This window comes from Halocynthiibacter sp. SDUM655004 (assembly GCF_026015885.1).
Taxonomy (GTDB): Bacteria; Pseudomonadota; Alphaproteobacteria; order Rhodobacterales; family Rhodobacteraceae; genus Falsihalocynthiibacter; species Falsihalocynthiibacter halioticoli.
This window is the reverse complement of the sequence record NZ_JAPDUG010000002.1, coordinates 190782-212661: the sequence shown is the minus strand read 5'-3', so window position 1 is coordinate 212661 and position 21880 is coordinate 190782. Positions and strand designations below refer to the sequence as shown.

Genomic DNA, 21880 nt, shown 5'->3' with positions numbered 1-21880 from the left:
AATGGGGACGAAAGCCGGAAGCGATTGTTATATTCATTCGCGCCGCGGCCGCAACCGAAGACGGGCGCCCCGCGTCGGGAACTAGGGATAGTCACCCAGACGATCTCCGCTTTCTTTTTAACCGCAGGTCGGCTCATAGCGACGCTCAAAAAGTGTTTGTTTTTCAAAGGCCGCACAGAGAACCATGCGACCTTTCGTATAAGAGCGCCTGGGGCTTAGACTTTGGCGAGTGCCTCAATAATCCCGTTGAAGTCATCGGCCTTTAGTGAGGCCCCGCCAACGAGTGCGCCGTCAACATTCGACGTTGCAAAAATTTCAGACGCATTCGAAGGCTTCACAGAGCCACCGTACAGAAGCCGGATAGCACCAGCGATGTCTGCGCCAAACCGCGCCGTGAGTTCGGAACGGATAAAATCATGTACTTCGGCGATCTGAACAAGCTCTGGAACCAGGCCTGTGCCGATGGCCCAAACCGGTTCATAGGCGATCACTGTGTTTTCGCCCGTTGCGCCGTCTGGCACCGATCCGGCGAGCTGTGTTGCGATCACTTCAAGTGTTTTGCCGCTTTCGCGTTCTGCAAGTGTTTCACCAATGCAGATAACTGCAACAAGCCCACTGTCCCATGCGGCAGTAGATTTCGCGGCGATCGTTGAGTCGCTTTCACCGTGGTCTGTGCGGCGCTCCGAGTGGCCGGTAATCACATAGCTTGCGCCCGCATCGGCCAGCATATCGGCAGAGATATCGCCCGTATGTGCGCCGGATTGTGCCGCGTGACAATCCTGCCCGCCGATTGCGACGGTTTGAGTTTCGGCGGCTTGGGCAACAAGCGTCGCCGGAGGGCAAATCAGAACATCAATGTTTTCAGGTGTTTGGAGTTTGGAAAGCTCTGCTAGGGCAGGGCGCGTTCCGTTCATTTTCCAGTTTCCGGCGGCAAGTTTTCTTCGCATGCGGATCTCCGTGCATGAATTGTTGGGCGCACGGATGGGTAACGTATTCATTACGCCAAGGAAAGGTAGGAATTAAATTGAAAGCCGCCGCAGGTTATTTATCAGCGGCTTCAGGCTCGGCAAACTTGATGGATTCACCGCATCCACAAGCGTCAACCACATTCGGGTTGTTGAACTTGAACCCAGACTCAAGCAGCGAGACCTCGTAGTCGATCTCGGTACCAAACAGGAACATCTGCGCCATTGGCGCAATCATCACGCGCGCGCCGCCTTCTTCGATCACCTCGTCATGGGGGTTCACTTCGGAGACATACTCCATCGTGTATTCCATGCCTGCGCAACCGCCCTTTTTGACGCCAATGCGCAGCCCCATGGAGTCGTCACGCTCCATTAAGCGGGTGATCTGTTTGATCGCCGCAGGTGTCAGAGACAGGGCTGGTTTGCCGGGAATACCGAACATCAAAATCGTCCTTTGCGCGTGTTTCCCCCTAAAGATGGGGGTGCCGCCAAAATTTCACAAGGTAAATCTGCGAGTTTGCGCGGGCTGGGTTACATAAACCCAAGCTCAAGCCGCGCTTCGTCAGACATCATTTCCATACCCCACGGCGGTTCCCACGTGAGCTCAACGGCCACTGATTTAACACCGGGCAGAGGTTCAATTGCTTCGGCAACCCAGCCGGGCATCTCGCCGGCCACAGGACAGCCAGGAGCCGTCAGCGACATGATGATTGAAACGTCGCTTTCGTCATTGATTTCAATTGTATAGATCAGGCCGAGATCAAAAATGTTAACCGGAATTTCCGGATCATAAACGGTACGGCAGGCTTCAACGATTGTGTCGTAAAGCGCGTGGTCGTTTGTGCTTGGCTTGATCAAAGGGGCGCCTTCAATCGGGGCTTGCGGTGTGGTGTCCATTGGGGCCTCGTTCAATAGTTGACCAAAGATATAAGGATATGGCGCGGAAACGTCCAGAGGCCCTTAAGCGTCACCTTGTCACTCTGTCGTTATTTTTTGGCCCGTCCGCACGGTATCAAAGGTTGAGGGGCAGGGCTGTGCTTTGTTTTTTCTGGCGCAGCACAAAATGCGTGGTTGACGAACGCACAATCCCGAGCGCCAAGACACGCTGCATCAGAAAGGCTTCAAGGTCTTCGGGGTCTCGGGCCACGATCTTGAGGAGGTAATCATCCGAACCCGTGATGGAACAGCATTCTACAATTTGCTCCTCTTTTGAAACAAACCTGTCAAAGGCAATGATCGTCGTTTCCTTGTGATCAAGCAGAGAGATATGAACATACGCCTGAGTTCCCAGCCCGACCTTTTTCGCATCGAGCAGCGCGACATATTTCGAAATTGTGCCGTTTTCTTCAAGTTTTCTAACTCTACGCCAGCAAGGGGACGTGGACATATTGGCAGCCGTTGCCAAATCCTGAACTGAAGCTTTCCCGTCATTTTGTAGGGTGCGCAAGATGGATCGGTCAAAAGAGTCGAGTGTGCTGTCGGGCATGAATTCTCCAGATTTGCGAGCAAATTAGAATCTCATGCCAACAATCGCACTTCTGCGCCGAAAGTTGAAATAATTTTTCTGAAATCTCGTGGGACCATTCCAATGCAGGACGAATGCCAAAAAGAGGAGGCTTGGTGATGGGAAAACAGAGCGCGTATATCGCGAAACTACCCGATGAAGCGGGGCGGATTTACTACACACCCGAAGAAGACAGCGTTTGGGCCGATCTCTATGCGGCCCAAGAAAGCGGTGTCGCGGCGCATATGTCGCAAGTTTATCTGAACGGCCTCACCAAACTCGACATGCCGAAAACGCGTGTACCGCAATGTTGTGAGATTTCTGAGAGGCTTGGCAAGCTCACTGGCTGGAAGGTTGCGCCTGTACCTGCATTGATTGGCTTTGGCCGGTTTTTTGGGATGCTGGCAGAAAAAACCTTTCCAGCGGCTTCGTTTATCCGCAGCCGGAAGGATTTTGACTACATCGAAGAGCCGGATATTTTTCACGAGATATTCGGCCACACGCCCCTTCTGACTGATCCACGTATCGCTGCGGTGTCGGAGGCGATTGGTAAGGCTGGGCTGAAGGCCGAGAAAAAGGACTATAGCTGGTTGATCCGGCTTTACTGGTTTTCGGTCGAATTTGGTCTTCTTCTCGAAGATGGCGCGGTGAAGGGGATGGGGTCTGGGCTTGCGTCCTCGCCTACAGAACTTCCCCATGCGGTGGTATCTGACGCGCCTGAGCGGCGGGAATTCCGAATTCTGGATGTGCTGCGAACGCCGTATCGCATCGATATCCATCAGCCGATATACTATGTTGTAGATGCGATTGATGATCTGGTTGCGATGTCCGAACGGGACTTGCTCACCGATGTGCGAGAGGCCCAGTCGCTCGGCTTGTTTGCACCGACTTATCCAGAGAAAACAGACGCGTAAAAGCAGGAGAGAACAATGACAGAAGTTTGCCTATTGGGAGACAAGAATTGCGTGCCCTGCGAAGGGGGCGTTCCGGCACTAACCGAAACCGAAGCAAAGGCGCTGATGAAGCAACTTGATGACGGTTGGGAGCTGTCTGGAGATGCTAAGTTTCTAAAGCGTCGCCTTGAGTTCAAAGGTTTCGCAAAAGCCACCTATACCGCCAATCTCGCAGCGTTTCTTGGCGATCAGCAGGGCCATCATCCCGATATTGCCTTCGGGTGGGGCTATTGCAGCGTGACGTTCACCACCCATGCAATCGATGGGTTGAGCGAAAATGATTTCATTTGCGCGGCCAAGTTCGATGCCATGTTGGCAAAGTAACGCCAACGGGTATTTGCATTTTTCTGGCCGCTGTCGTATGCGGCGGCCATGAGCAAATTTTCCTTTGAACTCGCCGCAACTGACGGCAAGGCCCGCACCGGTTTGATCTCGACCCCGCGCGGGGATATTCGCACGCCTGCGTTTATGCCGGTCGGCACAGCAGCTACTGTTAAGGCAATGCTGCCAGAGAGCGTCGCGGCAACGGGCGCGGATATTTTGCTTGGGAATACCTATCACCTCATGTTGCGCCCAACCGCAGAGCGGATCGACCGCCTTGGTGGGTTGCACAAGTTCATGAACTGGCAAAAGCCGATCCTGACCGACAGTGGCGGGTTTCAGGTTATGAGCCTTGCCGGATTACGCAAGATGAGTGAGGAGGGCGTTAAGTTTTCCTCGCATATCGACGGCAGCAAACACATGCTGACGCCCGAGCGCTCAATGGAAATTCAGAAGCTTCTTGGAAGCGATATCGTCATGTGTTTTGACGAATGCCCTGCGCTGCCCGCCAGCGAAGAGGAGGTTGCGGCCTCTATGCGGATGTCGATGCGATGGGCGCAGCGCAGCCGTGATGCTTTTGGCGATCGGCCTGGTCATGCGCTCTTTGGCATCCAACAGGGGGGCGTGACCCAAGAGTTGCGTGCCGAAAGCGCGGAAAAGCTGCGCGAGATCGGCTTTGAGGGATATGCCGTGGGCGGTCTTGCTGTTGGTGAAGGGCAAGAGGCCATGTTTGGCGTGCTGGATTATGCGCCTGATATGCTTCCTGAGGATAAGCCGCGTTACCTTATGGGCGTGGGTAAACCTGATGATATCGTCGGGGCTGTCGCCCGCGGGATTGATATGATGGATTGCGTTTTGCCGAGCCGCTCTGGCCGCACGGGACAGCTCTTTACGCGAAAAGGTGTTGTGAACATCAAAAACGCGCGTCACGCAGATGATCCACGACCGCTTGATGAAGCTTGTAGCTGTCCGGCATGTCGGAACTACTCGCGTGCCTACTTGCACCATGTTTTCCGCGCACAAGAGATGATTTCCGGAATGCTCCTGACGTGGCACAACCTGCAATATTATCAAGACTTGATGCAGGGAATGCGCGACGCTATCGCCGCAGGAACATTTGCCGAGTTCCAAAAAACGTTCCACGAGGAACGCGCAAACGGTGATATCGAGCCGCTTTAGGGTGTCCAGATATGGATGGATTTGGGCGCCGAGCCACAAGATATATCCAGTATGCGCCGCGCTCTCTTCACGTTTTCGGCATAGAAACCCTGCCGATTCTGCGCGTCAGAACGCCTAAAATCGCCTGAATCTGTGTGCTCGGTAAACAATTACCTCCTCAAGAATGGTTTTGACTCCAAACACTTAACAAACAACACGCGATTACGGGCAAATTTGGGCGATTCCTTCCTTGCTCTCGATGTTTCGGGCAGGCATTGTTACACCCATCCAAACGGCGCGATGGTTGAAAGGCGTGGGACAGGCCCCCACCTATATTTTCCGAGCCGGAGAAGGACATGATTGCCGCCAAGCGGGATCGCTCCTTCTTGCCAAAAACAAGGAAAGAGCATGCACGAGCAACTCAATTCATCTTATCCAGTCCTGCCGCTGCGCGATATTGTGGTTTTCCCCCATATGATCGTGCCGCTGTTTGTGGGCCGTGAAAAATCAGTCCGCGCCCTCGAAGAGGTGATGGCGGATGATAAACATATCCTGCTGTCGAGCCAGATTGACCCGTCTGTGGACGATCCCGAAAGCGATGGCATTTACCGTACTGGCGTTCTTGCCAATGTGCTGCAGCTTTTGAAGTTGCCCGACGGAACCGTGAAGGTGCTTGTCGAAGGCATTCAGCGGGTACGTATCACCGACTACATCGAAAATGACCAGTTCTTCGAAGCCAACGCAGAGCTTCTTGAGGAAACACCGGGGGAGGCCGATCTGATCGAAGCCCTCGTGCGGTCGGTTGGCGAAGAGTTTGAACGCTACGCCAAGATCAAGAAGAACATCCCCGAAGAGGCGCTTGCCGCCGTATCCGAAGCCACCGAAAGCGCCAAACTGGCTGATCTTGTGGCGGGGCATCTGGGGATTGAAGTTGAACAGAAGCAGGAGCTTCTTGAAACGCTTCCTGTCGATGTGCGTCTTGAGAAGGTCTATGGCCTGATGCAGGGCGAGATGTCTGTTCTTCAGGTTGAGAAGAAGATCAAAACCCGCGTCAAAACCCAAATGGAGCGTACCCAGCGCGAGTATTACCTGAATGAGCAAATGAAAGCCATTCAGAAGGAACTCGGCGATGGCGAAGAGGACCAGAACGAGATTCTGGAACTTGAGGCGCGGATTGCAGAAACCAAGCTTTCAAAAGAAGCGCGCGAAAAGGCCGAGAGCGAGCTTAAAAAGCTCAAGAATATGGGCCCGATGAGCGCTGAAGCCACCGTCGTACGGAACTATCTCGACTGGATGCTGTCCATCCCGTGGGGTGTGCGCAGCCGCGTGAAAAAAGACCTTAGCCGCGCCGAGAAAATCCTCGACGACGATCACTACGGTCTTGAGAAGGTGAAAGAGCGGATTGTCGAGTACCTCGCCGTTCAGCAGCGCAGCAAAAAGCTCAAGGGGCCAATCATGTGCCTCGTTGGACCTCCCGGCGTGGGTAAAACCAGCCTCGGGAAATCGGTTGCCGCTGCGACGGGTCGTGAGTTTATCCGCATCAGCCTCGGTGGTGTGCGCGATGAAAGCGAAATCCGTGGCCACCGCCGGACTTATATCGGTTCGATGCCCGGCAAGATTATTCAGGCTCTGAAAAAGGCGAAAACCACGAACCCGCTCATTCTGCTCGATGAGATCGACAAAATGGGTCAGGACTTCCGTGGCGACCCTGCGTCAGCAATGCTTGAAGTGCTTGATCCAGAACAGAACTCGACCTTCGTGGACCACTATCTTGAAGTGGAATACGATCTGTCGGATGTGATGTTCCTCACCACCTCGAACAGCTATAACATGCCAGGTCCGCTTCTTGACCGGATGGAGATCATTCCGCTTGCGGGTTACACCGAGGACGAGAAAACCGAGATCGCCAAACAGCACTTGATCAACAAACAGATCAAAGCGCATGGCCTCAAGAAGGGCGAGTTCGAGATCACTGACGAGGCGCTCACCGATATCTTGCGGTACTACACCCGCGAAGCAGGTGTGCGGAACCTCGAGCGCGAGTTGGCAAAGCTGGCCCGTAAAGCTGTTACCCAGATCATTCGTAAGAAAGACGATGTGGTACGGATCACCAGCGACAATCTTGAGGATTATCTCGGGGTTAAGCGTTTCCGCTATGGCCTCGCCGAAGAAGAGGACCAAGTGGGCGTTGTGACCGGCCTTGCATGGACAAGCGTTGGCGGCGATTTGCTGTCGATTGAGGCGCTGAAACTTCCAGGCAAAGGTCGCATGAAAACAACGGGTAAGCTCGGCGATGTGATGAAAGAGAGCATCGATGCCGCCAGCAGCTTTGTTCGTTCGATCAGCCCAGAGATTGGCGTAAAGCCACCTGTCTTTGAAAAGGTCGATATCCACGTTCACGTTCCAGAAGGCGCAACGCCAAAAGATGGACCGAGTGCCGGTGTTGGAATGGTGACGTCGATTGTATCGGTGCTGACGGGTATTCCCGTTAAGAAAGACATCGCCATGACCGGTGAGGTTACTCTGCGCGGCAATGTGCTGGCGATTGGTGGCCTCAAAGAGAAGCTCCTCGCTGCGCTTCGGGGTGGTATCAAGACCGTTCTTATCCCGCATGAGAACGAGAAGGATCTGGCCGATATCCCGGACAACGTGAAAGATGGGCTGACCATCATTCCCGTACGCCATGTGAACGATGTTCTGAAGCACGCTTTAGTGTCCGAGCCTGAAGCTATCGTTTGGGACGAAGAAGCAGAAGAGGCCGCACGCCTCGCTGCGAGCGCTTCAAAAGGTGGCGAAGGTGGCCATGTAACGGCCCACTAAACAGACTATTTAGAGCGAAAGGGCGTTTCCCGATCCGGGAGGCGCCCTTTTTCTATGCAAGGCATGGTGAAACGCAGGGCGATGTCCTAACCTGCAGACAACTCCAACAGCCGGACCGGAAAAATGACAACAAAACCCCGCAAGACATCGAAAACCGCAGCGCCAAAAGCTACGGCGCCAGAAGTACCGGTTGAGAAGGTTTCAGAGGACACCGCTCCAACTGTTGTCTTGAAAAAGAAAGAGTTCATTGAACGCTGTGTTGTGAAATCAGGGCTAAAGAAACGTGATGTAAAGCCGTCGGTGGAAGCGGCTCTGGCTGTTCTAGGCGAAGCTTTGGCCGCTGGCGAAGACCTCAACCTGCAGCCTTTCGGCAAGCTTGTTGTGAAGAAGAAGAACGAGCAGCCGAATGCCGACGTTTACGTATGTCGCGTTCGGCAGCCGAAGCATAAAACGGCCTAGGCGGTGCGGGTAGGGTGGCCGCGCAACGGATAAAGCCGAACGATCTTTCCGTCGGGGACTTCGCAAAGCGCGCAGGCGTGCCCGTTTCAACGGTGCATTACTACGAGGCCGAAGGGCTGATCGAGAGCTGGCGGACAGATGCCAACCACAGGCGATTCAATCGCGGGGAGCTCCGAAAACTTGCTATCGTTCGTGTGGCACAATCGGTTGGTTTGCCCCTGTCGACCATCAAGGAAGTGCTCGGAGGCTTGCCCCAAGATCGCGTGATCAAAGCGGATGATTGGGCGGAGGCTGCGGAGCCATGGAAGGCGCTCCTTACCGAGAAGATTGCCTTGATGGAGAAGCTGCGCGACCAGCTTGATCACTGTATCGGATGTGGATGCCTATCGCTTGAAAACTGCCCTCTCTACAATGCGGACGACGCTCTTGCTGCGCATGGATCGGGCCCCCAGCGATGGATTGGTGAGCAAAATGATGAGGCATAAAGCAGTTATTCTATGCCGGGAAAGCCATTGAAAACGCCGCCTTTGTTCATTCTTCGGCACGGGCAAACTGAATGGAACCTTGCGGGGCGGCTTCAAGGATCGTTAGATTCTCCGCTTACGTCGCAAGGAATACAGCAAGCGGAAACACAAAGCAGATTGCTGACCGCGGTGTTTCAGGAGTTTGCTCAGGTCGATGTTTTCGTTAGCCCACTTGGGCGCGCGCAACAAACCGCGAAGATCGCATTGGCGCCGCATGGCATAGATGCAATCGTAGACGCGCGATTGGCCGAAGTGGATGCTGGTGACTTCCAGAGGAAGACTCACAAGGACATCGAAAAAGAGTGGCCTGATATCGTTGAACGGTGCGCGGATGATTTCAGCTTCTACCTCAACGCCCCGAACGGGGAGGGCGAGGCTCAATTGCGAGGGCGCTGTCTTTCATTTCTGAACTCCCTAACGAAACCGAGCGTTCTGATCACACATGGAATCACGTCCACGATGTTACGCGGATTGGCCTGTAATCTCAGCTTTTTAGAGATGCGCGCACTGCCTCATACACAAGGCTGTATCTTCAGAATTTCGGGCGGTGAGGAAGTAATTTTAAAAGAAGCGAAATAATCGCATTTTTGCTCTTGCATCCCCCCGCGTCCCTAGGCTAATTAGCCGCCATCGGGTCGTTAGCTCAGTTGGTAGAGCGCTTCGTTTACACCGAAGATGTCGGGAGTTCGAGCCTCTCACGACCCACCATTTTCTCCCTTGATACACCAGATTAAGATTACGCCGGACCGGCGCGTTACGGATTTTGGCCGTCGAATTTAGCGACTTTTTGTTCGGTTTCTTCGGGTATCGGCTGCTGTGCAAATAAATCTTCATTCAAGCAAAGTTTTCCGTAAAACCGCGCTTGACGGCAGGGACACACCACCCTAAAAGCAGCCTCACGCTTGGGCACAGTCCCAGGAGTGCATACGCGGTTGTAGCTCAGTTGGTTAGAGTACCGGCCTGTCACGCCGGGGGTCGCGGGTTCGAGCCCCGTCAACCGCGCCACTGCACTTTTGGAAATTGCCCGGCCTTGCGCGGTTGTAGCTCAGTTGGTTAGAGTACCGGCCTGTCACGCCGGGGGTCGCGGGTTCGAGCCCCGTCAACCGCGCCACTTTCTTCCTAGAAAAACAAGAGTTTGCGCAATGCGCGTTAAGCCTATGTACCGCAGAAGGTTGCTTGGACAACCTCTTCGGGCTTTGGCGGTTGTACGAGTGTTCGGTCTTCAGGCGTTTCATACGGGGACGAAAGAGCCGTGTGAAGCGCGGCAAAGGGGGCAAGGTCGCCGCCAACCGCTGAGACAATCGCAGCTTCGATTCGATGATTGCGCGGGATGACCGCTGGGTTTGCGCCGCGCATAATTTCTTGTGGATTGGATTCGCCATCAAGGCGAGATTTCCAAGTGCTATACCATGCGTCTAATTCTTCGGTATCTTTCGCTTCAGTGATGCGACCATGAACAGCCAAATCTCTGAAACTATTTGTGAAATCGAGTCGGTTTTTCGCGAGGACATTCAGAAATCCATAGATAAGATCGCGATCGCTCTGCTTTGCATCTGCAATGCCGAGTTTGCGCCCGAAAACTTCAATCCATGCGCGGAAGAACAACGGGCCAAAACTGTTTACTGCTTCGGTTGCAGCGGCAATCGCGGCTTTTTCTTCTCCCATGAGGGGCACAAGGCTGCTGGCAAATTGAGCAAGGTTCCATGCGGCGATGTCGGGCTGATTCTGATAGGCATAGCGGCTCATACGGTCGATCGAGGAATAGACCTGTTCGGGATTGAATGCGTCCATGAAGGCGCAAGGGCCGTAATCAATCGTCAATCCGCCAATGTGACAGTTATCGGTGTTCATCACTCCGTGAATGAAGCCAAGCCCGAGCCATTGGGCAATCAGCTTGGCCTGCGATGCGACCGTTGCGTGCAGCAGGCCGAGTGGCCCTTCTGCGTCAGGGTAGTGGCGCTCAATCGCCATATCGACCAGCGCGCTGAGTGCATCCAGATTGCCGCGTTGGGCGAAATATTGAAATGTTCCCACGCGAAGGTGGCTTGTGGCAACGCGCGTTAGAATCGCGCCGGGCAGGGCGGTTTCGCGCTGGACGCGCTCGCCTGTGGCCACGATGGCCAGAGCGCGCGTTGTGGGTACGTTGAGCGCATGCATAGCCTCCGAAACCAGAAATTCGCGCAAGACTGGGCCAAGCCATGCACGGCCATCCCCATTTCGGGAGAATGGTGTGCGGCCTGACCCTTTGAGCACGATATCCTGCCGCTGGCCGTTGCTATCGATCACTTCGCCGAGGAGGTGCGCCCGACCGTCGCCAAGTTGCGGAACGAAGTTGCCAAATTGATGCCCCGCATAGGCCTGTGCGATGGGTTGAGACCCTTTAGCAATGCGATTGCCCGATAGGATTTCAAGCAGTTCGTTGGAATGGAATTCGGAGTCGGATAGGCCAAGTTCCTGCGCGAGCTCTTGGTTCAACGCCAACAGTTCCGGCGCCTTTACAGGTGTCGGCGCTACCTCCGCAAACATATCGGGCGCGAGGCGAGCATAGCTGTTGTCAAAGGCAAACACCGGATCTCTCCTGTTTTATCGCTATAGGCGGGCGATCCGCTCTGTCAGCAGAGCAAAAAAGCCATCCGCATCCAAATCGCCCATGAACATTGCATTCGCTGGGCGGTCTGTAACGCCCCACCAATCTGCAACTGTCATGCCAAGGGTTAACTCGGAGCCGGTTTCAATCTCGACATTGATATGACGGCCTGAAAACAGCTCGGGCTGGATAAGATAGGCAATTACGCAAGGGTCATGCAGAGGGGCGCCTGCGGAGCCGTATTTCTCCTTGTCGAAGCGCTCGAAAAAGTCGGTCCATTCCGCAACCATTCGGCCTGGTTCAGTTCCAAGATTGCGAAATGCTTCGACGCGCTCGGCGGTGGTGAGCGCCTTGTGGGTCACGTCGAGCGGCATAACAACAATCGGGACGCCAGACTTGAACACAATATCGGCAGCTTCGGGGTCTACATAGATGTTGAACTCTGCCGCTGGAGTTATGTTTCCCACCTCGAAATATGCACCACCCATCATGACAATCTCCTGCACGCGGTCGACGATATCGGGTGCTTTCGCAAAGGCCGTTGCGATATTGGTTAGCGGGCCAAGCGGACAGAGAGTGACGCTTTTCTCTGGATGGTTTCGTAGGGTTTCAATTATGAAATCAACGGCGTGTCCGTCTGTGAGCGGCATAGTCGGGTCGGGCATGACCGGACCATCAAGGCCTGTTTTGCCGTGAACATGCTCCGCTGTTACCAGTTTGCGTTTCATCGGCGCTTCACAGCCTGCATAGACAGGTACTTCGGTTTTTCCCGCAAGCTCACAGACGATCCGTGCATTCTTTTGCGTGAGGGGGAGCGGAACATTTCCCGCAACCGCAGTGACGCCGAGAACCTCAACGTCCTCTGGGCTCCCCAATGCAAGCAATATAGCAACTGCATCGTCCTGCCCTGGGTCGGTATCAATGATGATTTTGCGTGGGGATTTGTCTTGAGTCATCGGTACGTCCTGTTGTTGGCGAAGGCCGAGAGTGCGACTGTCGCGCGCGAATTGCAAGCCCGATTGTCGGCAAAAAAGAAGCGGCCCCGCAAGTTGCAGGGCCGCTTTCAGAATTTAATTGTGTGAAGCTTTAGCCGTCGAAATCCACTGTTTCTACGAGGCGAAGCGCGTCTGCACGGCGTTTCGCAATTTCCATTAGGTTTGTGTCATCAGCAGTGAATTCGCCCCAGCTTGCAACCAGATCAACAGGAGTTGTGCCTGGTGCGATTGGGTATTCGAAGTTCGCAGCAGCGTAGATTTCCTGAGCTTTCGGCGAAGTCAGGAACTCCATCAGCTTGACGGCGTTTTCTTTGTTCGGTGCGGATTTCACCAGAGCAACACCAGAAATGTTGACGTGTGTGCCAGCGTCTTCAAAGGTTGGGAACACGATGTTAACCGCGTCAGCCCACTCTTTTTGCTCTTCATCGGCGAGCATTTTGCCCATGTAGTAGGTGTTGCCAATGGCGATATCGCACTCACCTGCCCAGATCGCTTTGACCTGCGCGCGGTCGTTGCCCTGTGGCTTGCGCGCAAGGTTAGCCTTTACGCCTTCGAGCCATTCTTTCACTTCTTCTTCGCTGTGATGAACCAGCATCGCAGACGTCAGCGCAACGTTATAAGCGTGTGTACCGGAGCGGGTACAGATGCGGCCTTCCCATTTCGGGTCGGCAAGGTCTTCGTAAGTTGTGACTTCGCCGTCAGCGACACGGTCTTTCGATGCATAAACGATACGCGCGCGCGTTGTGAGACCGTACCAGTGGCCTTCTGGGTCGCGGTAATTCGCAGGAACAGTGGCCAGCAACGCTTCGCTCTCAACCGGCTGTGTCAGGCCTGCTTCGACAACGCTGTTCAGGCGCGAAATATCAACTGTGAATACGAGGTCGGCAGGGGAGCGATCGCCCTCAGCTTCAAGCTTCTCGACCATACCTTGGTTCAGGAAGGCGACGTTAACTTTGATGCCTGTTTCTTCGGTGAACGCGTCTGTGAGCGGCGCGATCAACTCGGGCTGGCGATAGGAATAGACGTTAACTTCTTCGGCGAGAGCAGGTGCGGCCATGGCAATTGCCGCGACAGTTGTAATCAAGCGCATTGTTATGAACTCCAAGTTTGCGTTTGATCGCGTTAAATCCGAGTAAAATGCTCAGGTCAAGGGGTGCGCGCGAATTTTTGATTAAAAAAGTCGGAATTAGGCTGCGTCATTTTTGCGCCCGCTTTTCCGCCTCTTTAACCGTGTTCCAAATAGAGTCCATTTCTTCAAGCGTAGAGTCTTCGGGCCGCCGACCGTCCTCTGCCAATCGAGCTTCGATTTGTTCAAAACGCCTTGTAAACTTGCCATTCGCAGCGCGTAGTGCGGCCTCTGGATCAACATTCATGTGACGCGCGACATTCGCCATAACAAATAACAAGTCTCCAAATTCTTCCTCGACCTCCGCTTGGGAGAGCGTGTCACGCGCCTCGGCCAACTCTTGAGTTTCTTCAACCACCTTATCCAAAACTTGGCTGATATCGGGCCAGTCAAACCCCACACGCGCAGCGCGTTTTTGCAATTTGACAGCCCGCAGCAGCGCCGGAAGCCCGACCGCAACGCCATCCAATGCGCCGCCCTGATCCTTACCTGCACGTTCGGCTGCTTTTATCTTCTCCCAATCGCGCGTCTGTTGTTCTGCGGATTTGTCACGGGATTCATCGCCAAACACATGGGGGTGACGGTCAATCATCTTGTCGCTGATGGAGCGGGTGATGCTTTCAAAGTCGAAGTGCCCCGTTTCCGATCCCATCTGCGCGTGAAACACCACCTGAAGCAGCAAATCGCCGAGTTCGCCCTCAAGCTCGTTCATTTCGCCCCGCTCAATCGCGTCGGCAACCTCATAGGCTTCCTCGATGGTGTAGGGCGCGATAGTGGCGAAGTCCTGCTCCACATCCCAAGGGCAACCGGTTTCTGGATCACGCAGTCGCGACATAATCTCGAGCAGTCGCGAAATTTCGCCCGTAGAGGAAAGAAGGGGATCAATTGCCATTGCGGGCCTCTCTGCTTTGCGAAACACTCTGTCCGTGGAATCTCTGCGAACGTTCGCGGATATCATCGGTTTGCGACATCTAACGCAAATGCACGAATAGGAGTCCAGTAGCATGGCCATAATTAACCGAATTGGCGATTTTACCGCCGAAATGACAGAATGGCGGCACTGGATGCACCAACATCCTGAGCTTGGTTTCGAATGTCACGAGACAGCGGCCTTTGTTGCGGAGAAGTTGCGGGCATTTGGCGTGGATGAATTGCACGAAGGTATCGCGGAATCGGGTTTGGTGGCGATCATCAATGGGCAGGGCGAAGGGCCGACCATTGGATTGCGCGCCGATATGGATGCGCTGCCGATTACCGAGGAAACAGGCGCGGACTATGCTTCTGTGGTTGAGGGCAAGATGCACGCCTGTGGTCATGACGGGCACACATCTATGCTGCTGGGTGCGGCGAAATACCTTGCCGAAACGCGAAACTTCACTGGGCGCGTTGCGCTGATCTTTCAGCCTGCCGAGGAGGGTGGAGGTGGTGCGCGCGTGATGTGTGAGGAAGGTATTATCGAACGGTTTGATATCTCCTCTGTGTATGCGTTGCATAATGCCACTGAATTGCCGCTTGGGATGTTTGCAACAACCCCCGGACCGATGATGGCGGCGGTTGATGATTTTGACATTCACGTGCGCGGGAGTGGCGGCCATGGTGCTGCGCCGCAAATGACCAAAGATCCGCTGATTGCCGCAGTCGGGCTTGTGCAGGCAATCCAGACAATCGTGAGTCGTAATCACGCGACAACCGATGACCTCGTTGTTTCGGTCACGCAAATCCATAGCGGCAGCGCGGATAATATCATTCCAGACACCGCCTATATCAACGGTACTGTGCGAAGCTTTGACAAAGGCGTACAGGCGATGGTGATTGCGCGGTTGGAAGCTCTCTGTAAAGGGCATGCGCTGGCTTATGATGTTGATATCGAGCTGAAATACAACAAGGGCTACCCGCCCACGATCAACCATCCTGCAGAGACTGAAAAGGCCGTACAGGTCGCGCAAGAGATCGCCGGTGAAGACGGCGTTGATGGTGATACCCTGCGCGGTATGTGGTCAGAGGACTTTGCCTATATGCTTGAGAAATGTCCCGGCGCCTATCTGAACCTTGGTCAGGACACGCCGATTTCGGTTCACCACCCAGCGTACGATTTTAACGACGAGATCCTGCCAATTGGTGCATCATTTTTTGCGCGGTTGGTGGAGAGGCTGCAGCCAGCAAAGTGATTACCCCTGTGGGGAAGAGACGGCTTCGGTACGCGAGGGCAGGGATGACACCGCGCATCCTTCGCTCTTTTCGCGCCAGATCGGTACATTCAGCGACATTTCACAGCGGGCGGTAAACATCCGTTGCCCCACCTGAAGGCAAGCTGACTGCCCAAGTTCTACGCGTTCACCACCTGTATCTGTACAATAGCACGAAATTTGCGGAAGGGGCGGTGCCGTATCCGCATGTACCATTCCGCCCAACAGGGCGAAAACAATGCTCAAACCCTTCATCCCGCGATTATAGCATGTCGGTGCCTCTTGACCAAATCGTCGCGATAGCCCAACACAGGCGCATGGTTCCTAACGATACACTCATGCAGATCACCCAGCGGTTTGAATTCCTTGAGGCCGCTATGGCCGAAGGCACAGCGGGCACGGATATTGCCGCGCTGGCCAAGGAATATTCCGACCTAAAACCGGTTGTCGAAGAAATCGCCGCCTATCAACAGCTCGTCGCGGATATCGAAGAAGCAGAGGAAATGCTCTCTGATCCCGAGATGAAAGCGCTGGCCGAAGAAGAGCTTCCGGAGATGCGTGCACGCCTTCCAGAAGTGGAGCAAGCGCTGCGGCTAACGCTTCTGCCCAAGGACGAGGCTGATGCTCGCCCCGCTATGCTCGAAATTCGCCCGGGCACAGGTGGAGATGAGGCCAGCTTGTTTGCTGGTGATCTGATGCGCATGTACCAGCGGTATGCAGAATCACGGCGCTGGAAGTTTGAGATCATCGAATTCCAAGAGAGCGAACTTGGCGGCGTGAAAGAGCTTGTTGCGCGGGTTTCCGGCGAAAACGTCTTTGCGCGACTAAAGTTTGAAAGCGGCGTGCATCGCGTGCAGCGGGTTCCGACAACTGAAAGCGGCGGGCGAATCCATACTTCTGCGGCGACCGTGGCGGTTCTTCCTGAAGCGGAAGAGGTGGATCTGGTTATCAACCCCAATGACCTTCGGATCGACACCATGCGCGCTTCTGGTTCTGGCGGGCAGCACGTGAACACAACCGATTCTGCGGTGCGGATTACCCATATCCCAACCGGAATCATCGTGGTGAGCGCCGAGAAATCCCAGCACCGCAACCGTGAAATCGCCATGCAGGTCATGCGTACGCGGCTCTATGATATGGAGCGTCAGAAGCTCCATGACGAACGCTCCGCCGACCGTAAAAGCCAAGTTGGCTCTGGCGACCGGTCCGAACGCATCCGTACCTATAACTTCCCTCAAGGCCGCATGACGGACCACCGTATTAACCTGACGCTTTATAAGCTGGATCAGGTGATGGCAGGCGAGTTGGACGAGATAATCGACGCACTCACAGCCGATGCACAGGCTACAATGCTGGCCGAAATGGAAGGATGACGCTGACGGCGCGCCTTGCAGCTGCGACGCGGCGGCTAAAGGAAAGTGGCGTCGCCGATCCGGCGCGAGATGCACGCGTCTTGCTTGCAGCAGCATTGGGAATTGACCGTACGCGGCTTACTCTGATGGGTGAGGATGATGTCACCGATGCCCAATTTTCCCAATTTGAGCGGATGGTTTCTGCGCGCGAAAAGCGCCAGCCCGTTGCGCAGATCATCGGAAAACGTGAGTTTTTTGGCCTAGAGTTCACTGTGACGCCAGATGTTCTTGATCCTCGTCCTGAAACAGAACACCTCGTGGAAATCGCCTTGGAAAAACCGTTCGAGTCCGTGCTTGATATTGGGTTAGGTTCGGGCTGTATTCTTTTGACACTGCTGCATAAAACTCCAGATTCGCGTGGCGTGGGCTGTGATGTGTCGGCAGCCGCGCTGAAGGTTGCTGCAGTAAACGCTAAGCGCTTGGGGATCGAAGGCCGCGCAGAGTTTGTCCAAAGCAATTGGCTTGATGCTCTGCCAGAACAGCGTTTTGATCTTATCGTTTCAAATCCACCCTATATTGCAGCGGACGCGATGCAGGGACTCGCGCCGGAAGTGCGAGATTGGGAACCGGAAATTGCGCTTACTCCCGGGGGGGATGGGCTTGAGCCGTATCGTATCATCACGCAAGCAGCGCCGCGTTGGCTTAATAAAACAGGTCGGCTGATTGTCGAAATCGGCTTTGATCAGGGCGAGGCTGTCGCGGAAATGTTTGCAAATGAAGGGTTTGTGAACGTGAGAATAAGCAAAGACTACGCCGGGCATGATCGTGTTATTTCGGGGGATCTTACGTAATTCGTAGGGTTTTCGCCGCAAATCGGTCAAAAAACGCCAAGGAAACGCGAGAAATGCGAGTTTTGACTTGTTTTCCCCGTGCCATCGTGTTTACTCAGGACTACGCAAGGAGGCGGATGCGAGAGCGGTCCCCCTTGTTTATAAGCCAGAAATCGTCAGGCCCGGTTTAGAAACCCCACGCAAGAGGCGCGGTAGTGGTCCTTACGAATGCCATGAATAGGGCTGGGTAAATAATTTATGAGATCTTCTAAGACACGTTCGCGGGGCAAGAATAATCGCAACCGCAATTCCCAACCGGGCGGAAATATCTCCAACCGAGTATTTGATAGTTCCGGTCCAGAGGGAAAAGTGCGCGGAACCCCGCAGCAAATCATCGATAAATACAACCAGCTTACCCGTGATGCGCAGCTTGCGAACGACCGGGTTGCCGCCGAAAACTTTGCGCAGCACGCCGAACATTACACGCGCCTTCTTGCAGAGAACCAGCGTGAGATGGAAGCGAAGCGCGAGGCACAAGAAGCTCAGAACCGCGAGCGCCAAGCACAACGCGATGCCGAGCGGGCAGAGCGTCTTGAGCGGCAGGAAAACCAGCAGAAATCTGGCCAACAGCCGTATGCGGATGATCCTGCGAATGCGCCGCAACCTGATGTTATGGATACACAATCAGAAAGCGCATTGGTCGACACACCGGAAACAAAGCCAAGCAAGCCGCAGAACCGTCGGCCACGCAAGCCGCGTAATCCGAAGCCTGTAGATCAAGCGGCACAAAGCGAGCAGCCGGAAGCCGCCGAGGCTCAAAAAGAGCCTGCGCCGAAGAAACCACGTGCACGCAAGAGTAAACCAGCTGAGCCTGAAGCCGCACCAGAAGTGCAGGCCGCTAGCGAAGACTGATCTTTACGTAGAACATTTAGAAAAGGCGCCAACATTTTGTTTTGGCGCCTTTTTTGTGTGTTTAGCTGTGTTTGGTTTTAGAGCGATTAGCCTGCCGCGATGTTGCGTGCCAGAGCACAGAACTGCTCGATTGAAACCTGTTCTGCGCGTTCTGTTGGCTTGATGCCAGAGGCGATCAGTCGGTCTTCGATATCGGGCGCAACGCTTTTCAAGGAAGCGCGAAGCATCTTACGCCGTTGATTGAATCCAGCAGCAACAACGCGCGACAACACCTTGGGGTCTGCTTCAAACAACGGTTTATCCCGCTTCTGAAGATGCACGACAGCCGAATGAACTTTAGGCGGCGGAGAAAAGGCTTCTGGCGGCAAGGACATCACTATTCTTGCCTCACAACGCCATTGTGCGAGTATGGCGAGGCGGCCATAGGCTTTGCTTCCTGGTTCGGCGACAATCCTGTTTGCGACTTCGCGTTGGAACATCAAGGTGAGGCTATCCCAAAACGGCGGCCAGTCCTTTGGTGTAAGCCATCGAACAAGGAGTTCGGTTCCAACGTTATAGGGCAAATTCGCCACGACACGGATCGGAGGGGTCAGTGCTGTCAGAGGGTTAACCTCCAAAGCATCGCCGTTGATTACAGATAACTGACCTGGATAGGCCGCGGCGATTTCTTCAAGGGCAGGAAGACAGCGGCTGTCTTTCTCCACCGCAAGCACGCGACGCGCGCCTTCCGCAAGCAATCCGCGCGTCAAGCCACCGGGACCGGGCCCAACCTCAAGCACATCACACCCTGTTAGATCACCGGCCTGCCGCGCGATCTTGGCAGTTAGATTGAGATCAAGCAGAAAGTTTTGCCCGAGCGACTTCTTGGCGGCAAGCCCATGCGTTTTTATGACTTCTGACAGGGAGGGGAGAGAATCAATGGTTGCCATGGCGCGCTATCCTGTCGTTTCTGTGCGTGCTGCCGCGCGACGGCTCGCCATATGGTGCGCGAGTTTTAGCGCTTCAATCAGGCTTGTGGGCTCGGCTATGCCACGCCCCGCAATGTCAAATGCGGTACCGTGATCGGGTGAGGTGCGAACAAACGGCAGTCCGAGAGTCACATTCACGCCGCGATCAAAATCAAGCGTCTTGATCGGGATCAACGCCTGATCGTGATACATGCAGACCGCTGCGTCATATCCGGCCCGTGCGCGTGCGTGGAACATCGTATCCGCAGGGAGAGGGCCGTTCAGTTTAAAGGAGCCGTTTTCTTGCTGTAGGGCCCTGAGGACGCCAGAGATCATATCCTGTTCTTCCGTCCCCATCGCTCCGCCTTCACCGGCGTGCGGATTTAGGCCGGCAACGGCGATACGTGGATTGGAAATGCCAAAATCCGCCCGCAATCCTTCAGCAGTAATTCGGATCGTGTCTTGCAGCAATTCTGCGGTGAGTTGCTTTGGGACGTCTTTCAGGGCGATGTGGATGGTCGTTGGAACAACACGCAGCTGCTCGCTCGCAAGCATCATCACAACGCGCTCTACGCCGCCTAGATGCGCAAGAAATTCTGTGTGCCCCGGAAATTCAAACCCGGCTCCATCTTTGAGCGCTTTCTTGTTGATCGGGTTTGTGCAAACAGCCGAAGCCTCGCCCGATTGAACAAGACCAACTGCGCGCTCAATGACTTCAACAACGGCGCGTGCGTTTGCGGGATCAGCTTTTCCTGCCGTATTGGGTGCAGGAAATTTGTGCGGCAGAACGGGGAGGCCATTTTCAAGAGCGGCGATGGCCTCTGACGGATGCGCTATCTCGACATATGGCTGCTGTTGTGTGAGATGAGTGGGATCAGCAATCAGGAAAAATGGGACCGAAGTGCCGAGCGCGGCATAGGCTTTTTCAGCCAGCTCAAGCCCAATGCCAGCCGGTTCGCCACATGTCAGAGCAATAGGCGCGAGGCTCATGGATACCGAATTTGCGAGTTGGCGCGCAGCTCACCAAGATACCCGCTTGCATAAGAGGACAGACGTTGATTGAACAGCGAGGCACGAATAGCTTCGCGATCGGCATCTTCGGGGAGGGCGGCAGTTCGGCCACATAGCATCAAAACAACCATCGTTTGCCCATTGTTGCGGCGCAGGCGCGAGGAGGTTTCACCTTCGTCCAACAACGCAAGTTCGCGTGCAATATCTGCAGGAACTTCGCGGCTTGCTTGGGAAATGATCTCAAAATTCTCCATGGGCAAATCGCCATATGTGCCGTAAAGGTCTTCACAAGTATCATTGGTTTCGCGGATGTTCCGCGCGGCGTTGATCTCTTTTTCCGGTGAGCTGAGCGGGACGTAAAGGCGGGCATATTCAACCGCGACTTCGGACTCTATTACCGGGCCTGTTTCTTGTAGGCCGCGCAACTGGAAAATCGCGATAGCATCAGGCAACTCGATAGGGTCGGTAATTTCACCTGGAGTCATAGTGAGCAAAATCGGTCGGATTGTCGGCGGTAGATTTGACAGGTTTAGCCAATCCAATTGGCCACCATTCTCGCGCGAAGGCGATACAGAAACCTGTGCCGCCGCTGCAGAGAAACTCTTTTCTGATGTGATAAGCGCGATTTCTTTGGCGAGGTCTGCAGCGCGTTCTGCGTTTTCGGGCGTATCGGCGGGTAAGATGATTTCCGAAAGCAATACCCGGATGCCACCTGTGTTGGAGGACAAGGACAGCGCGCGGTCGATTTCTGCTTCGGTAACCGTTGCTCGAGCCCCAAAGCGGCCGCCAACTACGTTCCGCCAGATAATACCGGCGGTTACAAAATCGCGGAAAGTGGAGGCGTCGATTTCCTCTTTTTCAAGTTCCATGATGAACTCTTGAGGTTCCAGCTCGGCGCGGGCGGCAAATTCTGCCATGCCTTCTTCGATTTCTTCTTGAGTTGGCTCAATACCGTAACGTCGGCCTGCGAGGCGATACAGGCTTTCTTCGATCAAACGGTCCTGCGCTGCTTTTTGGAGATCGCCAGCGTTACCAAGAACTTTCAGAAATTTTTGCCGCTGCTCAACCTCGTAGCGAGTAATGACCTCGTCATTCACATAGATCACAGGATCGAACGGAGACTCAGCCAGTGTTTGGTTTGTTGTGCCGGAGAGGGCAGCGAGACCAAGGCTTGCCATAACAGCCAGATGAGCAAAAAGACGTCGTGCTCTCATATCTGTTTCGTCCTGT

23 protein-coding genes and 3 tRNA genes are annotated in these 21880 nt (G+C 54.5%); 14 read left to right on the top strand and 12 right to left on the bottom strand.

Annotated features, from left to right (window positions below; all coding sequences use genetic code 11):
- Positions 1–215 precede the first annotated feature (215 nt).
- The 4 genes from tpiA to N9C89_RS08700 form a co-directional block, all read right to left on the bottom strand.
- Complete coding sequence (gene tpiA / locus N9C89_RS08715; RefSeq protein WP_263953493.1) at positions 216–947, bottom strand: triose-phosphate isomerase; 732 nt, start codon at positions 945–947, stop codon at positions 216–218.
- A 94-nt stretch (positions 948–1041) separates the two neighbouring features.
- On the bottom strand, positions 1042–1407 hold the full coding sequence (locus tag N9C89_RS08710; protein WP_263953492.1) for a HesB/IscA family protein: 366 nt from the start codon (positions 1405–1407) through the stop codon (positions 1042–1044).
- Positions 1408–1496: 89 nt separating this feature from the next.
- The gene (locus N9C89_RS08705; protein ID WP_263953491.1) at positions 1497–1862 is read right to left on the bottom strand and encodes an SUF system Fe-S cluster assembly protein; all 366 of its coding nucleotides are present in this window, start codon (positions 1860–1862) and stop codon (positions 1497–1499) included.
- A 115-nt stretch (positions 1863–1977) separates the two neighbouring features.
- Complete coding sequence (locus N9C89_RS08700; RefSeq protein ID WP_263953490.1) at positions 1978–2451, bottom strand: Lrp/AsnC family transcriptional regulator; 474 nt, start codon at positions 2449–2451, stop codon at positions 1978–1980.
- A 137-nt stretch (positions 2452–2588) separates the two neighbouring features.
- Between N9C89_RS08700 and N9C89_RS08695 the strand changes: the two genes are divergently transcribed.
- The 10 genes from N9C89_RS08695 to N9C89_RS08650 all read left to right on the top strand — a co-directional run bounded on the left by N9C89_RS08695 (position 2589) and on the right by N9C89_RS08650 (position 9815).
- The gene (locus tag N9C89_RS08695; RefSeq protein ID WP_263953489.1) at positions 2589–3383 is read left to right on the top strand and encodes a phenylalanine 4-monooxygenase; all 795 of its coding nucleotides are present in this window, start codon (positions 2589–2591) and stop codon (positions 3381–3383) included.
- 15 nt (positions 3384–3398) lie between these two features.
- Positions 3399–3746 carry a 4a-hydroxytetrahydrobiopterin dehydratase gene (locus N9C89_RS08690; RefSeq protein ID WP_263953488.1) on the top strand — a complete coding sequence of 116 codons (348 nt, stop codon included), beginning with the start codon at positions 3399–3401 and terminating at the stop codon, positions 3744–3746.
- 48 nt (positions 3747–3794) lie between these two features.
- Positions 3795–4922 carry a tRNA guanosine(34) transglycosylase Tgt gene (gene tgt / locus N9C89_RS08685; RefSeq protein ID WP_263953487.1) on the top strand — a complete coding sequence of 376 codons (1128 nt, stop codon included), beginning with the start codon at positions 3795–3797 and terminating at the stop codon, positions 4920–4922.
- Positions 4923–5309: 387 nt separating this feature from the next.
- Positions 5310–7721 carry an endopeptidase La gene (lon, locus tag N9C89_RS08680; RefSeq protein ID WP_263953486.1) on the top strand — a complete coding sequence of 804 codons (2412 nt, stop codon included), beginning with the start codon at positions 5310–5312 and terminating at the stop codon, positions 7719–7721.
- Between the two features lie 123 nt (positions 7722–7844).
- A complete protein-coding gene (locus N9C89_RS08675; RefSeq protein WP_263953485.1) occupies positions 7845–8180 on the top strand; it encodes an HU family DNA-binding protein in 336 nt (111 codons plus the stop codon).
- Positions 8181–8194: 14 nt separating this feature from the next.
- Positions 8195–8665 carry a redox-sensitive transcriptional activator SoxR gene (soxR, locus tag N9C89_RS08670; protein ID WP_263953484.1) on the top strand — a complete coding sequence of 157 codons (471 nt, stop codon included), beginning with the start codon at positions 8195–8197 and terminating at the stop codon, positions 8663–8665.
- 12 nt (positions 8666–8677) lie between these two features.
- Positions 8678–9283, top strand: a complete 606-nt coding sequence (locus N9C89_RS08665) for a histidine phosphatase family protein (protein WP_263953483.1) — start codon at positions 8678–8680, stop codon at positions 9281–9283.
- Between the two features lie 53 nt (positions 9284–9336).
- A tRNA-Val gene (locus N9C89_RS08660) sits at positions 9337–9412 on the top strand.
- 220 nt (positions 9413–9632) lie between these two features.
- Positions 9633–9709 (top strand) — tRNA-Asp (locus N9C89_RS08655).
- 29 nt (positions 9710–9738) lie between these two features.
- Positions 9739–9815, top strand: a tRNA-Asp gene (locus N9C89_RS08650).
- A gap of 44 nt (positions 9816–9859) precedes the next feature.
- Here N9C89_RS08650 and N9C89_RS08645 read toward each other — a convergent pair.
- The 4 genes from N9C89_RS08645 to mazG all read right to left on the bottom strand — a co-directional run bounded on the left by N9C89_RS08645 (position 9860) and on the right by mazG (position 14304).
- Positions 9860–11272 carry a protein adenylyltransferase SelO gene (locus N9C89_RS08645; protein WP_263953482.1) on the bottom strand — a complete coding sequence of 471 codons (1413 nt, stop codon included), beginning with the start codon at positions 11270–11272 and terminating at the stop codon, positions 9860–9862.
- 21 nt (positions 11273–11293) lie between these two features.
- On the bottom strand, positions 11294–12247 hold the full coding sequence (locus tag N9C89_RS08640) for a nucleoside hydrolase (RefSeq protein WP_263953481.1): 954 nt from the start codon (positions 12245–12247) through the stop codon (positions 11294–11296).
- Positions 12248–12377: 130 nt separating this feature from the next.
- Complete coding sequence (locus tag N9C89_RS08635; protein WP_263953480.1) at positions 12378–13376, bottom strand: Fe(3+) ABC transporter substrate-binding protein; 999 nt, start codon at positions 13374–13376, stop codon at positions 12378–12380.
- 106 nt (positions 13377–13482) lie between these two features.
- The gene (gene mazG, locus N9C89_RS08630) at positions 13483–14304 is read right to left on the bottom strand and encodes a nucleoside triphosphate pyrophosphohydrolase (protein WP_263953479.1); all 822 of its coding nucleotides are present in this window, start codon (positions 14302–14304) and stop codon (positions 13483–13485) included.
- A gap of 112 nt (positions 14305–14416) precedes the next feature.
- Here mazG and N9C89_RS08625 point away from each other — a divergent pair, with 112 nt between their 5' ends.
- Positions 14417–15580, top strand: a complete 1164-nt coding sequence (locus N9C89_RS08625; RefSeq protein ID WP_263953478.1) for a M20 aminoacylase family protein — start codon at positions 14417–14419, stop codon at positions 15578–15580.
- On the opposite strand, the gene N9C89_RS08620 is transcribed toward N9C89_RS08625, so the two are convergent.
- The gene (locus tag N9C89_RS08620) at positions 15581–15844 is read right to left on the bottom strand and encodes a hypothetical protein (RefSeq protein ID WP_317134930.1); all 264 of its coding nucleotides are present in this window, start codon (positions 15842–15844) and stop codon (positions 15581–15583) included.
- 71 nt (positions 15845–15915) lie between these two features.
- Here N9C89_RS08620 and prfA point away from each other — a divergent pair, with 71 nt between their 5' ends.
- The 3 genes from prfA (at position 15916) to N9C89_RS08605 (ending at position 18692) form a co-directional block, all read left to right on the top strand.
- Positions 15916–16971, top strand: a complete 1056-nt coding sequence (prfA, locus tag N9C89_RS08615; RefSeq protein ID WP_263953477.1) for a peptide chain release factor 1 — start codon at positions 15916–15918, stop codon at positions 16969–16971.
- Complete coding sequence (prmC, locus tag N9C89_RS08610; protein WP_263953476.1) at positions 16968–17801, top strand: peptide chain release factor N(5)-glutamine methyltransferase; 834 nt, start codon at positions 16968–16970, stop codon at positions 17799–17801. The genes prfA and prmC overlap by 4 nt, the downstream gene beginning before the upstream one ends.
- A gap of 237 nt (positions 17802–18038) precedes the next feature.
- Positions 18039–18692, top strand: a complete 654-nt coding sequence (locus N9C89_RS08605; RefSeq protein WP_263953475.1) for a DUF4167 domain-containing protein — start codon at positions 18039–18041, stop codon at positions 18690–18692.
- A gap of 86 nt (positions 18693–18778) precedes the next feature.
- Here N9C89_RS08605 and rsmA read toward each other — a convergent pair whose 3' ends face one another.
- Genes rsmA through N9C89_RS08590 form a run of 3 tightly spaced genes read right to left on the bottom strand, consistent with a single transcriptional unit; the run spans position 18779 to position 21864 of the window.
- Positions 18779–19621, bottom strand: coding sequence for a 16S rRNA (adenine(1518)-N(6)/adenine(1519)-N(6))-dimethyltransferase RsmA (gene rsmA / locus N9C89_RS08600; protein ID WP_263953474.1), 843 nt, complete (start codon positions 19619–19621; stop codon positions 18779–18781).
- Between the two features lie 6 nt (positions 19622–19627).
- A complete protein-coding gene (gene pdxA / locus N9C89_RS08595) occupies positions 19628–20629 on the bottom strand; it encodes a 4-hydroxythreonine-4-phosphate dehydrogenase PdxA (protein ID WP_263953473.1) in 1002 nt (333 codons plus the stop codon).
- Positions 20626–21864, bottom strand: a complete 1239-nt coding sequence (locus tag N9C89_RS08590; protein WP_263953472.1) for a peptidylprolyl isomerase — start codon at positions 21862–21864, stop codon at positions 20626–20628. Before N9C89_RS08590 ends, pdxA begins: the two co-directional genes overlap by 4 nt.
- Between the last annotated feature and the right edge of the window lie 16 nt (positions 21865–21880).